The organism is Streptomyces ardesiacus (assembly GCF_003112575.1).
Classification (GTDB): Bacteria; Actinomycetota; Actinomycetes; order Streptomycetales; family Streptomycetaceae; genus Streptomyces; species Streptomyces ardesiacus.
On sequence record NZ_BEWC01000005.1, the window covers coordinates 587,302 to 601,527 of the forward strand.

General features: G+C 75.0%; 11 protein-coding genes and 2 tRNA genes. 8 read left to right on the forward strand and 5 right to left on the reverse strand.

Annotated features, from left to right (window positions below; all coding sequences use genetic code 11):
• Positions 1-17: 17 nt before the first annotated feature.
• Both Sdi02f_RS19280 and Sdi02f_RS19285 read right to left on the reverse strand, forming a co-directional pair.
• Positions 18-4,433, reverse strand: a complete 4,416-nt coding sequence (locus Sdi02f_RS19280; protein ID WP_108933725.1) for a hybrid sensor histidine kinase/response regulator — start codon at positions 4,431-4,433, stop codon at positions 18-20.
• Positions 4,434-4,643: 210 nt separating this feature from the next.
• A complete protein-coding gene (locus Sdi02f_RS19285; RefSeq protein WP_030403165.1) occupies positions 4,644-5,102 on the reverse strand; it encodes an SSI family serine proteinase inhibitor in 459 nt (152 codons plus the stop codon).
• Positions 5,103-5,305: 203 nt separating this feature from the next.
• Here Sdi02f_RS19285 and Sdi02f_RS19290 point away from each other — a divergent pair.
• The 3 genes from Sdi02f_RS19290 to Sdi02f_RS19300 all read left to right on the forward strand — a co-directional run bounded on the left by Sdi02f_RS19290 (position 5,306) and on the right by Sdi02f_RS19300 (position 7,320).
• Positions 5,306-5,396: transfer RNA gene (locus tag Sdi02f_RS19290), tRNA-Ser, on the forward strand.
• 191 nt (positions 5,397-5,587) lie between these two features.
• Positions 5,588-5,660, forward strand: a tRNA-Arg gene (locus Sdi02f_RS19295).
• 172 nt (positions 5,661-5,832) lie between these two features.
• Positions 5,833-7,320, forward strand: a complete 1,488-nt coding sequence (locus tag Sdi02f_RS19300) for a peptidoglycan D,D-transpeptidase FtsI family protein (protein WP_030403166.1) — start codon at positions 5,833-5,835, stop codon at positions 7,318-7,320.
• 22 nt (positions 7,321-7,342) lie between these two features.
• Here Sdi02f_RS19300 and Sdi02f_RS19305 read toward each other — a convergent pair whose 3' ends face one another.
• Positions 7,343-7,696, reverse strand: a complete 354-nt coding sequence (locus tag Sdi02f_RS19305; RefSeq protein ID WP_030403167.1) for a winged helix-turn-helix transcriptional regulator — start codon at positions 7,694-7,696, stop codon at positions 7,343-7,345.
• 100 nt (positions 7,697-7,796) lie between these two features.
• Here Sdi02f_RS19305 and Sdi02f_RS19310 point away from each other — a divergent pair, with 100 nt between their 5' ends.
• Both Sdi02f_RS19310 and Sdi02f_RS19315 read left to right on the forward strand, forming a co-directional pair.
• Complete coding sequence (locus Sdi02f_RS19310; protein WP_031087855.1) at positions 7,797-8,681, forward strand: DUF2797 domain-containing protein; 885 nt, start codon at positions 7,797-7,799, stop codon at positions 8,679-8,681.
• A 96-nt stretch (positions 8,682-8,777) separates the two neighbouring features.
• On the forward strand, positions 8,778-9,686 hold the full coding sequence (locus Sdi02f_RS19315; protein WP_108933726.1) for an amidohydrolase family protein: 909 nt from the start codon (positions 8,778-8,780) through the stop codon (positions 9,684-9,686).
• A gap of 53 nt (positions 9,687-9,739) precedes the next feature.
• Here the strand turns inward: Sdi02f_RS19315 and Sdi02f_RS19320 are convergent, their stop codons facing one another.
• On the reverse strand, positions 9,740-10,438 hold the full coding sequence (locus Sdi02f_RS19320; protein ID WP_031087859.1) for an iron-dependent transcriptional repressor DtxR: 699 nt from the start codon (positions 10,436-10,438) through the stop codon (positions 9,740-9,742).
• An 8-nt stretch (positions 10,439-10,446) separates the two neighbouring features.
• Entirely contained in the window at positions 10,447-10,980 is a 534-nt protein-coding gene (locus Sdi02f_RS19325) for a YbhB/YbcL family Raf kinase inhibitor-like protein (protein WP_031087860.1), read from the reverse strand.
• A gap of 133 nt (positions 10,981-11,113) precedes the next feature.
• Here Sdi02f_RS19325 and Sdi02f_RS19330 point away from each other — a divergent pair, with 133 nt between their 5' ends.
• From Sdi02f_RS19330 to Sdi02f_RS19340, 3 genes are all read left to right on the forward strand, one after another.
• The gene (locus tag Sdi02f_RS19330; RefSeq protein WP_053637825.1) at positions 11,114-11,797 is read left to right on the forward strand and encodes a GntR family transcriptional regulator; all 684 of its coding nucleotides are present in this window, start codon (positions 11,114-11,116) and stop codon (positions 11,795-11,797) included.
• A gap of 137 nt (positions 11,798-11,934) precedes the next feature.
• Positions 11,935-12,672 carry a response regulator transcription factor gene (locus tag Sdi02f_RS19335; protein WP_030403173.1) on the forward strand — a complete coding sequence of 246 codons (738 nt, stop codon included), beginning with the start codon at positions 11,935-11,937 and terminating at the stop codon, positions 12,670-12,672.
• Positions 12,669-14,219, forward strand: coding sequence for a sensor histidine kinase (locus Sdi02f_RS19340; protein WP_053637826.1), 1,551 nt, complete (start codon positions 12,669-12,671; stop codon positions 14,217-14,219). Before Sdi02f_RS19335 ends, Sdi02f_RS19340 begins: the two co-directional genes overlap by 4 nt.
• The last annotated feature ends 7 nt before the right edge of the window (positions 14,220-14,226 follow it).

A 14,226-nucleotide genomic window follows, 5' to 3' on the forward strand; every position in this document is an offset into this window, starting at 1 on the left:
ACCGGGCCGCCGGGGCCTCAGTTGGTCCCGATCCGCGAGAGCAGCTCGACGATCCGGGACTGCACCTCACCGCTGGTGGAACGCTCCGCCAGGAACAGCACCGTCTCGCCCGAGGCCAGCCGCGGCAGGTCGTCGTGCTCGACGGCCGCGGTGTAGACGACCAGCGGGGTGCGGTTGAGCTGCCCGTTGGCGCGCAGCCAGTCGACGATCCCGGCGGCGCCCTCCTGGCGCCGCTGCACCCGCATCAGGTCCATCACGACCAGGTTCGGCCGGAACTGGCCCGCCAGCGTCACCGCGTCGGCGTCGCTCGCCGCCCGCGCCACCTGCATCCCGCGCCGCTCCAGCGCCGCGGTCAGCGCCAGCGCGATCTCGGCGTGCTCCTCGATCAGCAGCACGCGCGGCGGGTGCTGCTCGCTGTCCCGGGGCGCGAGCGCCTTCAGCAGGACGGCGGGATCGGCACCGTAGGCGGCGTCCCGCGAGGCCTGTCCGAGCCCGGCCGTCACCAGCACCGGCACCTCGGCCGCCACCGCCGCCTGGCGCAGCGACTGGAGTGCCGTACGCGTGATCGGTCCGGTCAGCGGGTCCACGAACAGCGCGGCCGGGAACGCCGCGATCTGCGCGTCGACCTCCTCGCGCGAGTGCACGATCACCGGCCGGTAGCCGCGGTCGCTGAGCGCCTGCTGCGTCGACACGTCCGGCGCCGGCCACACCAGCAGCCGGCGCGGGTTGTCCAGCGGCTCCGGCGGCAGCTCGTCGTCCATCGGCTGCGGGCGCGGGGGGTCGGCCACCTCGACGGCACCGCCGGGCCCGTCCAGCGGCTCGGGCCCCTCGGCGGCGTCCCGGTCCGGCGCCCCTATGGCGTACGACCGCCCGGCGCCCTCGGTGACCGGCGCGAGCCGTCCCTGACCGCCGGCCAGGGGAGGCTGCTCCGCGGGCTGCGGCTGGGTCTGCTTCTGCGGCTGCGCGGCGGTCGGCGGCGTGGCGGGGGGCTGCGCGCCGGGCGGCTGCTCCGTGGCCGGGTGCGGGCGGGCCTGCGGCGCCGCCCCGCCGGCGGCCGGGTCGGGGGGCGTGCCCAGCTTGCGGCGCCGTCCACCGCCGCCCGGCTGGTGCGGGGCGGGCGTCGCCGACGGCTGCTGCACCTGGACCGCCTGCCGGTTGAACGGCACGCCCTGGCCCAGGGTGCGCACGCTGATCGCCCGTCCCTGCGTCGAGTTCGGGTCGACCGGCGCGGACGCCTCGGCGGGCAGCGGCTGCGCCGCGCGCGGGGCGGGCGCGTTCTCGGGCGGCAGCGGGGTGCCCCGGCTCGGCGTGGTGGCGGGCACACTCCGGGGGACGGCCGGGGCGGCGGGCGCGGGAGGCGTCGCGGGGGCCGCCGCGGGTCCGGGTGCCGCCGCGGGCCCGGCGGCAGCGGCGGGCGGTACGGGGGCGCCGGTGCCCTGGGCGTCCCCGGCCGCGGGCCACGGCTGCGGCGCGGGGGCGGGCCGGCCCGGGGCGGCGGGGGCCCCGGTGCCGGGGTGCGGGGCATCGAGGTGCGGGGCGTCGGGGAGCGCGGTGCCGATGCCGGCCGGCCGGGGCACCTGCGGCTCGGCCGGGGGCGGCACCGGGGCTCCGTGCACCGGCGCCGGCGCCCCCTGCACCGGGATGCCCTGCGCGGGGGCGGGCTGCACGGGCGCGGGCTGCGCCGGTCCCTCGGCCGGCCGCGGGGTCCCGGCCCGGCGGCGGCGTCCGGTGGGCGCCTCGGCGGGGTGCGGCTGCGGCGGCGTGTGGTCGTCGGCCTGGTCGTGCGGTACGGCGTCGTGGCGGCCGTCGTCGGGCAGGACGTCACCGGGAGCGGCGGGACCGGGCACGGGAACCCGGCCCGGCTGCCCCTGCGTCCGGGCCGGTCCCTGCGCTTCGGCCCCCGTCTCAGCCGTCCCGTCGGAGGGACGGTCCGCGTCGGCGGGCGGCAGCGCGAACACCTGGCGCGGTGCGGCCTCCTGCGCCGCCGCACGCTCGTTCGCGGAGGCGAGGGCACGGCGTCGGCGCCCCGTCGGCCGGTCCGTGTGCGCCGGGTCCCCGGGGTCCGGCGCACCGGCCTGCGCGGGCAGGGCCGGGGGCAGCGCGTGCTGCTCCCCGCCGTCCTGCCCGGCCCGGCGCCCGGCCGGCGAGGCGGGCACACCCTGCGGCGGTACGGTGCCGCCCAGCCCGGTGTTGGACGCCGCGGAGCCTCCGCCGTGCTCGCCGGCCATGACGACGGCACCCTCGGACACCCCGGCGGGCGCCCCCTGCGCGACCCCGGCGACCTCGGTGCCCGGGGCCTCCGCGGGCCGCCCGCGCCGCCGCCCGGTGCCACTGGCCCCGGTCCCTGCACCGGGCCCCGCCTGCGCGGGCACGGGAAGCGGAGCCGGAGCGGCACCCTGCACCTGGGCCTGCCCCTGCACCTGGGCCTGCCCCTGGGCCTGTGTGCCCTGTACCTGTCCCTGTGCCTGTCCCTGCCCCTGGGCCTGGTTGGCAAGATCGGCCTGCGCCGCGCGCCGCCTGCGCCGCCCGGTCGGCGCGGCGTTCTCCGCCTCCGGGCCGGCACCGCCCTCGCCCGGCGCTCCCGCGACCTCGCTCTCCAGGAAAGCGTCGACGGACGCCCGGCGCGCACGCCGCCGCCCGCCCCCGGCAGCCGGCTCCCGCACGGCCACGGCGTTGTCCGCACCCGCGGCACCGACGCCGTCGGCACGGAGGGCGGGCTCGGCGGGGGCCGCCCCGGCGGGCGCGGTGCCCGGGGCCGCGACCGCACCGGCCCCGCCCCCGATCGGCACCTCCAGCACGAACGCGCTGCCGCTCATGCCCGGCACCTCGTGCGTCTGGAGCACGCCACCGTGGGCCCGCACGATCCCGCGCACGATCGGCTCGTGCACCGGGTCCCCGCCGGCGTACGGCCCGCGCACCTCGATGCGCACGACCTCGCCGCGCTGCGCCGCCGCCACCACGACGGTGTTGTCCAGGTACCCGCCCGTCGCCGACACGGGCGAGTTGCCGGTGGCGTCGACGCCCGCGACGTCCGCGACGAGATGGGCGAGCGCGGTGGCCAGCATGCGCGGGTCGACCTCGGCCTCGATCGGCGGCGCGTGCACGGCGAACTGCACCCGGCCCGGACCGATCAGCTCCACGGCCCCGTCGACACCCGCGGCGACGACGGCGTCGAGCATCACCTTCGTACGGGCGACCTGTTCGGTGCCGGCGTCGAGGCGCTGGTAGCCGAGGACGTTGTCGATGAGGGTGGTGATGCGCGAGTAGCCGGCCGACAGGTGGTGCAGGACCTGGTTGGCCTCGGGCCACAACTGCCCCGCGTCGTCCGACGCCAGCGCGGCCAGCTCCCGGCGCAGCTCGTCCAGCGGCCCGCGCAGCGAGTCGCCGAGAAGGGTGAGCAGCTGCTCGTGCCGGCCGGCGAGCGCCTCGTACCGGTCCTTCTCCCGCTCACCGAGGGCGGCGTAGCGGTCGGCGTCCGCGGCGATCTCCTCCGCGTGCTTCTCCCGCAGCTCCTCCAGCTCGGCGACGTGCCGCTGGCGCAGCGCGGTCAGTTCGGAGGCGTGTTCCTCGGCGAGCCGCTCCAGTTCCCCGGCGTGCCGCTGCTCCGCCTCCTCGTGCTCCTTGACGAGGGCGTCGTAGGGGCGCCGGTCGGTGAAGGTCATCACGGCGCCGACGAGCTGGTCGCCGTCGCGCACGGGCGCGGTCGTCAGGTCGACCGGCAACTGGTCGCCGTTCTTGGCGAACAGCACCTGCCCGCGCACCCGGTGCTTGCGCCCGGAACGCAGGGTGTCGGCGAGCGGGGACTCGTCGTACGGGAACGGCGAGCCGTCGGCGCGCGAGTGCAGGACGAGGGTGTGCAGCTCGCGCCCGCCCAGTTCACCGGCGCGGTAGCCCAGGATCTGGGCGGCGGCCGGGTTGACGAGGACGATCCGCCCGTCGGTGTCGGTGCCGACGACGCCCTCGGAGGCGGCCCGCAGGATCATCTCGGTCTGCCGCTGCGAACGGGCCAGCTCGGCCTCGGTGTCGACGGTGCCGGAGAGGTCGCGGACGACGAGCATCAGCAGCTCGTCGCCGGTGTAGCCGTAGGTGTCGTAGGCCTGCTGGCCGGTCTCCAGGTTGGCGCTGGTCACCTCGACCGGGAACTCGCTGCCGTCGGTGCGCCGCGCGACCATCCGGGTCGGCTTGGTGCGCGCCCGCGGGTCGATGTGGTCGGGGCGGCGCATGGACCCGGGGATGAGCCGCGAGTCGAACTGCGGCAGCAGGTCCAGCAGTCCCCGCCCGACCAGCGCGGTGCCCGGCGTCTCGAACGCCTCCAGCGCGATGGTGTTCGCGTTGACCACGGTGCCGTTGGCGTTGACCAGGACCAACGCGTCCGGCAGCGCGTCCAGTATGGCTGCGAGGCGAGCAGCGCCTCGGGATGGCCTGCTGCTCACGAGACGCTTCCCTCCTGTTACCGCACTTCCCGACCGCCTGGGCCATCTTGCCAATCGGCCCCCGGGGTGTCACGCGAGGGAGTCTAAGGGTTGGGGCCCGGCGGGCGGGGTGGGATGGGACGGAGGTCGCACGAGGAAGTGACGTAGAACGTGTGACCGATGGCCGCCGGGCCCGGCCCCCGCCGCCGTCCGCCCCGCGCGACCGGGACGCTAGGACCGGGCCGGGCCGCCGAGGTCGGGCAGCAGCGGCACCATGCGGTCCCAGCGGGAGATCTCGCAGCCGTCGCGGCGGTCGTACGTGGTGTCGACGGGGCGTCCGGCCCAGACGCCGGTGACGTGCGCGGTGGCCGGGCCGCCGTACTGCATGGTGCAGACGCTGCCCTCGGGCACCGGCGCGAAGGTGTCGCGGCCCCACCGGGTGTCGCCCTCGACGGCGGCGCAGGCGCCCTCCGGGTCGGGGTGGTCGCCGGTGGAGGGGTGGCAGGACAGCTCGTACGTGCCGTCCAGTCCCGGTCCGGCGTCGCGGACGGTGACCGTGAGGCGGTCGCCCTCCGGAGCGCCGGGGCCGGCGGCGGCCGGGTGCGCGGCGCAGACGGAGGCGAGGACGGCGGCGGACAGGGCGGCGGCGCCGAGGAGGCGGGCGGCGGGGGTGCGGGAGACCTGGAACATGACCTGACCAACGCGCCGGCCGCCCGGACGTTGCGCGACCCGGCGCGCGGTACGCCCGTGCGGACGCCGCGACCGCGCCGTAAGGGCTTTGCCCTGCGGGCTTCCCGCCTAGTACCGTGGGGGCCGATTGGTGACAGCGCGCTCGACTGTGTCATCATCGGCACGCGCCACTCGCGCTCGCACGCGAGGTGGTGATGTTGTCTGGAGGCGTCGCCTAGTCCGGTCTATGGCGCCGCACTGCTAATGCGGTTTGGGGCTTACCCCCCATCGAGGGTTCAAATCCCTCCGCCTCCGCACCCCTTCGAAGCCCCGGCCCCACGGCCGGGGCTTTGATGTTGTCGGCCGGGCCCCGGATGGGCTTTTGTGCAGGTCACAAGGGGTGTGGCCCATGGATTTCACATGACGGCGGCAGTCATGTAATGTTCTTCCTGTCGCCGCGAGCGGGCCGGAAGGGCCGGGAGCGGCGGTAAAACTGAAAAAGACAAGCACTCGTAGCTTAACGGATAGAGCATCTGACTACGGATCAGAAGGTTGCAGGTTCGAATCCTGCCGAGTGCACATGAATCAAAGACCCCGCCGGATTCCCCGGCGGGGTCTTTGGCATCGGTGGGCCACGCGGGTGGGCGGCATCGGTGCTGATCCCCCTTCCCCACTGTGTCTAGGGTGAGCCCATGTTGAGAGGACCCGTCTTGATATCCGACCGGCAGCCGAGCCCCGACGGAGGCCGACGGTGAACAAGCCGCTGAGGGCCGTGGCGATCTTCTGCGGGCTGCTGGTGCTCGGCCTGCTGATCCGCGCCAACTGGCTGCAGTACGTCCGGGCCCCGGAGCTGGCGTCCGACACCGACAACCGGCGGGTGCAGATCGAGCAGTTCGCCACGCCCCGCGGTGACATCGTCGTCGGCGGACGAGCCGTCACCGGTTCCACGGAGACCGAGGGCACCGACCTCAAGTACAAGCGCACCTACGCCAACGGGCCGATGTACGCGCCGGTGACCGGATACGCCTCGCAGGCCCAGGGCATGACGCTGCTGGAGAAGACCTACGACTCCATCCTCACCGGCAAGGACGACCGGCTGGCCTTCCAGCGGTTCGCCGACGTGGTCAGCGGCGAGGGGCGGCGGCCCGGCTCGGTGGTCACCACCATCGACCCGAAGGCGCAGAAGGCCGCCTGGGACGGGCTGACCGACCTGAAGGGCGCGCGGGGGGCCGTGGTCGCCCTGGATCCGCGCACGGGGAAGGTGCTGGCGCTGGTCTCGGCGCCCTCCTACGACCCGGCGACGTTCGCGGGCAGCACCTTCAAGGAGTCCGACCGCTTCGTCGCGCTGGACAAGAAGAAGAACAAGCCGCTGGCCAACCGCGCGCTGCGGGAGACCTACCCGCCGGGCTCCACCTTCAAGATCCTCACCGCGGCCGCCGCGCTCGAGCACGGCATCGTCACCGACGTCGACGCCCGCACCGACGCCGTCTCCCCGTACCCGCTGCCGCAGTCCACCAACAAGATCGGCAGCGAGGCCGGCGACGCGGTCTGCAACAAGGCCTCGATGAAGACCGCCATGCAGCACTCCTGCAACAACGTCTTCCTCGACGCCGCCTCCAAGCTGGGCCAGGACAAGCTGCGCGAGACGGCCGAGAAGTTCGGCTTCAACGAGGACGTCTACTCCGACGACTTCGGCGACCTGCTCGCCACCAAGAGCCTCTACCCCGAGGACCTCGACGCGCCGGGCACCGCCCTCACCGGCATGGGCCAGGGCAGCCTGACCAGTACGCCGATGCAGATGGCCCTGGTCACCGCGGGGATCGCCAACGACGGCAAGGTGATGCAGCCCTACATCGTGGACGAGGTCAAGGGCCCGGACCTGGACACCCTGGAGAAGACCGAGCCCGCGACGATGAGCGAGGCCGTCTCCGCCGAGACCGCGCAGAAGGTCCAGGAGATGATGGAGTTCACCGCCAAGGAGGGCAGCGCCCGCCGCGCCCAGATCGACGGCATCACGGTCGGCGGCAAGACCGGTACCGCGCAGCGCGGTGTCAACGTGAACGACGAGGTGCCGTACGGCTGGTTCGTCTCCTACGGCAAGAAGGACGACGGGTCCTCGGTCGCCGTGGCCGTGTTCATCGACCCGACCGACATGGAGATCTCCCGCCAGGACATCTCCGGCGGCGGGCTCGGCGCGCCCATCGCCAAGCGCGTGATGGAGGCCGTGCTGAAGCAGTGACGCCGGTCCGGGCGGCGGTGGGTCAGGGGCTCGCCGCGTCGTAGGCCTCGCGGGCCCGCTCGACCGCCGCCAGCCTCCGCTCCGTCCAGTGCGCGAGGTCCCGGACCCGCTCGGCCGCCTCGCGGCCGAGGCCGGTGAGGGAGTAGTCCACGCGGGGCGGGATCACGGGCCGGGCGTCCCGGTGCACGAGGCCGTCGCGCTCCAGGGTCCGCAGCGTCTGGGCCAGCATCTTCTCGCTGACCCGGCCGATCTCCCGGCGCAGTTCGCCGAAGCGGTGGGGGCGGTCCAGCAGGGCGATCAGGACGAGGGTGCCCCAGCGGCTGGTGATGTGTTCCATGACCAGGCGCTCCGGGCACGTCGCTGCACTTTCTGCCATGAACGTACGGTACTTCCGGGCGGGCACTCACCACGGGTGGGTGCCCGCCCGTTCCGTCGGCACCGGCCGTTGTCAGTGGCGCCCTCTACTGTCGGTGGGGATGGCACGGGCATGGAGGTGCGCGGGGCTGCGGTGGGCGGCCGGGGGCCCCGTGCTGTCGTGGGCCGGGGGCCGGCGCAGTGCGCTGGCCCGGGGGAAGCGGGTGGCCTTCGCGGTCGCCGAGGGGGGTGTGCGGACCTGCGTGGGGGCACGGGGGCACGCGTGTCCCGTGCGGGCGGGCGTGCCGGGGCGGAGCACGGGGGCGCGGTGCGAGGAGTGCGCGCGCCTCGACCGGGCCCACTCGGTGGCCGCCGACACCGTCGCGGACGACCCGCGGCCGTACCGCGTCTATCTGGCCTGGTTCGGGCCGGGTCTGGTCAAGGTGGGGATCACCGCGGACGAGCGGGGCACGGCCCGGCTGCTGGAGCAGGGCGCCGTCTGCTTCAGCTGGCTGGGCCGCGGACCGCTGATGGCCGCGCGCCGCACCGAGGAGCTGCTGCGGGCCGCACTGGGCGTCCCCGACCGGGTCCCGTACGCCCGCAAGCGGGCCGTGCGGGCCGCGCTGCCCGCGTCGGAGGCGGAGCGGGCGGCCGAGATCGCCGGGCTGCACGCGCGGGCGGTCGCGCTCGGCGGGTGGCCGGAGACGCTGACGCCGGAGCCGTTCCGGCCGGTCGACCACGCGGGCGTCTTCGGCATCGAGGGGGAGCGGCGGGGACCGGCCGCCGTGGCGGAGGTGGCCGAGCTGGTGGCGGGCGGCGCGGTCGGGGGCGAGCTGGTGGCGGCAGCCGGGCCGGACCTGCACCTGGCGACGGAGCGCGGGGTCGTCGTGCTCGACACCCGGCTGATGACGGGGTGGGAGCTGGTCTCCGCCGGGGGCGAGCCGTGCGCCGTGCCCCTGCGGGAGCTGGGACGGGCGGCGGCCGGAGTGCAGGACGGGCTGTTCTGACCTCACCCCCGGGTGGGGGCCCTCGATGTCCGGGGCGGTCCCCTCGGCGCCCCCTCCCCCCTTGTCCACCGGAACCCGGCGCGCGATCGTGGGCCCATGAGTGATCACGAAGCCGGACCCGTCCGCCGGTTCTGGGAGGAGCTCGGGCTGCCCGGGCTGGTCGACGTGCACACGCACTTCATGCCCGAGCGCGTGCTGCGCAAGGTCTGGGCCTACTTCGACGCCCTCGGGCCGCTGACCGGCGGGGTCGAGTGGCCGATCACCTACCGGCACGAGGAGGACGAACGCGCGCGACTGCTGCGGGCGTTCGGCGTGCGCGCCTTCACCGCCATGCTCTACCCGCACAAGCCGGGCATGGCCCAGTGGCTCAACGACTGGGCGGTGGACTTCGCCCGCCGCACCCCCGACTGCCTGCACACCTCCACCCTCTTCCCCGAGCCGGGCGTCGAGGCGTACGTCCGACGGGCCGTCGAGGCGGGGGCGCGGGTCTTCAAGGCGCACGTGCAGGTGGGCGCCTACGACCCGGCCGACGCGCTGCTCGACCCGGCGTGGGGCGTGCTCGCCGAGGCGGGGGTACCGGTCGTCGTGCACTGCGGTTCGGGCCCGGCGCCCGGCAAGCACACCGGACCCGAGCCGATCGCCCGCGTCCTGGCCCGGCACCCCCGGCTGCGGCTGGTCGTCGCGCACCTGGGGATGCCCGAGTACGAGGACTTCCTCGACCTCGCCGAGCGGTACGGGGAGGTGCGGCTGGACACGACCATGGCGTTCACCGACTTCGGTGAGCGGCTCGCGCCCTTCCCGCGCCGCGCGCTGCCCCGGCTGGCCGGTCTCGGCGACCGCGTCCTGCTCGGCACCGACTTCCCCAACATCCCGTACCCCTACCTGCACCAGTTGCGCGCCCTGGAGCGGCTGGAGCTGGGGGACGCGTGGCTGCGCGGCGTGTGCCACGACAACGCGGCCCGGCTGTTCGGGCTGCCGGGGAGCCGGGAACTCCGGGAGGGCTGAGGCGCGGGACCCGGTCGGCAACGGCCGCGTGGACGGACCGGTGCCCACCGGGCTCAGAGCGGGGCGACGAAGACGTGCGCGGCGGTCCGCGCCGCCAGCCGGGCGGTCCGGCCGCCGCGGCCGACCGTCACGCCGCCGGGCCACGGCCTGACGTCCACCACCGCGCCCGGCCGCACCCCGGCCCGCCGCAGGGCGGACAGCAGGCCGGGGTCGGCCTGGACCGGCTCCCCGATGCGCCGGACGACCGCGCCCCTGCCGTCCGGCCCGGGGCGCAGGTCACCGAGGCTGACCGTGCTCCCGGCGGGAGACGGGCGCGGGACGGCGGTGGCCGTCCCGTCCAGTTCCTCCAGGCCCGGGATCGGGTTGCCGTAGGGCGACTCGGTCGGGTGCCGCAACAGGCGCAGCAGGCGGCGTTCGACGGCCTCGCTCATCACGTGCTCCCAGCGGCAGGCCTCGGCGTGGACCTGCTCCCACTCCAGTCCGATCACCTCGACGAGCAGGCACTCCGCGAGCCGGTGCTTGCGCATGACGCGCGTCGCCAGCCGTCTGCCCTCGTCGGTCAGCTCCAGGTGCCGGTCGGCGGCGACCCGCAGCAGTCCGTCGCGTTCCATGCGGGCGACGGTCTGGCTCACGGTGGGACCGCTCTGGTCCAGGTGCTCGGCGATGCGGGCGCGCAACGGCACCACGCCCTCCTCCTCCAGCTCCAGGACGGTGCGGAGGTACATCTCCGTGGTGTCGATGAGCCTGGACACGCGGTGGGTCAGGCGGGGGTCTCGGCGGTCGCGGTCAGGACCGCGCGGCCGAGGACGTGGCCGGCCATGGTGAAGCCGAGGACGGCCGGGGTGGCGTCGGCCGGGACGCCGATGGACTCGACGTCGAGCGCGTGCACCACGACGAAGTACCGGTGCGGGCCGTGCCCGGCCGGCGGGGCGGCGCCGATGTAGCGGGCCGCGCGGGCGTCGTTGGGGAGCTGGTAGGCGCCCTCGGGCAGACCCGAACCGGTGTCGTCGCCGACGCCCTCGGGCAGTTCGGTGACGGTGGCGGGGATGTCGGCGACCGCCCAGTGCCAGAAGCCGGACCCGGTGGGGGCGTCGGGGTCGTAGACGGTGACGGCGTAGCTCCTGGTGCCCTCCGGCGCGCCGCTCCACGAAAGCTGCGGGGAGAGGTCCTTGCCGCCGGGGACGCCGGAGGAGTGCTGCGCGGACGGCCAGCGGGCGCCGTCGGCGACGGAGGTGCTGGTCAGGGTGAAGGAGGCCGCCTCGGGGAGGCGGGCGAACGGGTCGTTGGCGCTCATCGCGTCGTTCCTTTCGGGGGCAGGCCGGCCTCCGTGGGCCGTGCCGTGCCGGGAGAGGCGGGGCCGTGTCGGCCACTGCAATCGACCATAACACCGATAATCGATTATCCAACAGATCGTCTATGCTGCCTCCATGACTCAGACCGGCCCCACCCCGCCCCCGCCGACCGGCAAGCGGATGCTCTCCGAGCAGGTCTACGCACACCTGCGGGAGGCGATCATGCGCGGCGACCACGCCCCCGGCGCCGCCCTCAAGCCGCAGGACCTCGCCAAGGAGCAGGGGGTGAGCCTGGCCGTGGTGCGCGAGGCCCTGGTGCGGGTGGTCGGCGACGGCCTCGCCGACCGGCTGCCCAACCGCGGCTTCGCCGTCCCGGCCTACTCCGACCGTCGCTGGCAGGAGATCGCGGAGGCCCGCCGCACCATCGAACCGGTCCTGCTGCGCATGTCCGTCGAGCGCGGCGACGTCGACTGGGAGGCCCGGGTGCGCGCCGCCCACCACCGGCTGTCCCGCACCCCCGCGTACACGCCCGGGGAGGGCGAGTACTACAGCGAGGCGTGGTCCGAGGCGCACCGGCTCTTCCACCGCGCCCTGATGGAGGGCTGCGGCAACCCCGTGCTGCTGGAGACCTTCGACCGGCTGTGGACGGCGAGCGAACTGGCCCGCCGCTGGTCGACGCACCGCAATCCCGGCCGGGACGGCCTCGAGGAGCACCGCCGGCTGGAGGAGGCGGCGCTGGCCCGCGACGCCGACACCGCGGCGAAGGTGCTGGTCCGCCACCTCACCCTCACGGCCGAGGGCCTGACCGGGGAGGTCTGAGGGACTCTCCCGGGCGGGGCGGACTGTCCCGGGCGGGGGGGGGCCAACGGCGTGCCCGAACGGTGCCTGTGCGTTTCTCAGAGAAATCACAGCTTGGGGAAAGGACCCTCTCAGAGCGCCCCGACAAGGTGGCCGCCATGACCACCACTTCGCCCCAGGGGCGCACCGAACTGCTGAGGCCGGACGGGAGCCCCGTCCGGGTGCTGGTAGTGGACGACGAGCTGTCCATCACCGAACTGCTGTCCATGGCCCTGCGCTACGAGGGCTGGCAGATCCGCAGCGCCGGCGACGGCCACGGCGCCGTCCAGGCCGCCCGCGAGTTCCGGCCCGACGCCGTCGTACTGGACATGATGCTGCCGGACATGGACGGCCTGAGCGTGCTGGGGCGGCTGCGCCGCGACCTGCCGGACGTGCCCGTGCTGTTCCTGACCGCCAAGGACGCCGTCGAGGACCGGATCGCGGGTCTCACGGCGGGCGGGGACGACTACGTCACCAAGCCGTTCAGCCTGGAGGAGGTCGTCGCCCGGCTGCGCGGACTCATCCGCCGCTCCGGTGCCGCCGACCGGCGCTCCGACTCCGTGCTCGTCGTCGGCGACCTCACCCTCGACGAGGACAGTCACGAGGTCACCCGGGGCGGCGACGGGATCCACCTCACCGCCACCGAGTTCGAGCTGCTGCGCTTCCTGATGCGCAACCCGCGGCGGGTGCTGAGCAAGGCGCAGATCCTGGACCGCGTGTGGTCCTACGACTTCGGCGGCCAGGCCAACGTCGTGGAGCTGTACATCTCCTACCTGCGCCGGAAGATCGACGCCGGGCGCGAGCCGATGATCCACACCCGGCGCGGCGCCGGATACCTGATCAAGCCCGCGGCATGATCCGGCGGCGACGACCGCGGCCGCGGACCCTGCGGACGCGGCTCGTCGTCGCGTCGGTGGCGCTGATCGCGGTGGTGTGCGCGGTGATCGGCACGGTGACGACGCTCGCGCTGCGCTCGCACCTGTACGAGCAGTTGGACGGCCAGGTGGCCGAGGTCGCGCGGCGGGTGTCCGGATTCGGGCCGCCGGGCGATCCGGTGCCCGGCGCAGTGGGCCCGAAGCGGATGGACCTCGACGAGTTCGTCACGCACGGCGGCCCCCAGCCGCGCGACACGATCGTCGCCGAGACCAGCGACGGTGCCGTGGCCGACGCCAAGTACGGCGAGAAGAACGACGAGAGCACGGACCCCAGCAGGACCACGGCGGTCTCCCTCGACACGGCCCAGCGCACCGCGCTCGCCTCCGTCCCCCAGGACGGCGACGCGCACACCGTCACGATCCCCGGCCTCGGCGACTACCGCGTCGAGTACCACGACGGCTACTACGCGGGCCTGCCCACCTCCGACGTCGACGGCACCATCAGCACCCTGATCCTCGTGGAGGCCAGCGTCACCGCCGCCGGTCTCGTCGCCGCCTCCCTCGCCGGGGCCGTCATCGTCGGCGTCGCCACCCGCCCCCTGCGCCGGGTCGCCGCCACCGCCGGCCGGGTCTCCGAACTCCCGCTGCACGCGGGCGAGGTGAACCTCGACGAACGGGTCCCGGAGTCCGAGTGCGACCCGCACACCGAGGTCGGCCGGGTCGGCTCCGCGCTCAACCGGATGCTGGACCACGTCCACGGGGCCCTGCACGCACGGCAGCAGAGCGAGACGCGGGTACGGCAGTTCGTCGCCGACGCCAGCCACGAACTGCGCACCCCCCTCGCCTCCATCCGGGGCTACGCCGAACTCACCCGCCGGGGACGCGAACAGGTGGGCCCCGACACCCGGCACGCGCTGGGCCGCATCGAGTCCGAGGCCGGCCGCATGTCCCTGCTGGTCGAGGACCTGCTGCTGCTGGCCCGCCTGGACGCCGGGCGCCCGCTGGAGTTCGGCCCGACCGACCTCGTGCCGCTCGTCGTGGACACCGTCAGCGACGCCCGCGCGGCCGGCCTCGGTCACACCTGGCGGCTCGACCTGCCCGACGCCCCGGCCACGGTGTCGGCGGACCCCGCCCGGCTCCAGCAGGTGCTGGTCAACCTCCTGGGCAACGCCCGCAACCACACCCCGCCGGGCACCACCGTCACCGCGCGCGTGCGCGGCAGCGGGGGGTGGCTGTGCGTGGACGTCGAGGATGACGGGCCCGGCATACCGGCCGCGTTGCTGCCGCACGTCTTCGAACGGTTCGCCCGCGGCGACTCCGCCCGCTCCCGCGCGACCGGTTCGACGGGCCTCGGGCTCGCCATCGTGCAGGCCGTGACGACCGCGCACGGCGGCGGTGTGACCGTCGACAGCGCGCCGGGGCGGACGGTCTTCACCGTGTATCTTCCCGCCGTTCGGAACGCGCCGGACGCTCCGGCGCACTCACAGGCGCAGCACAGTCTCACCACACGGGTGCGACAGGGGAGTTGAGAACAGT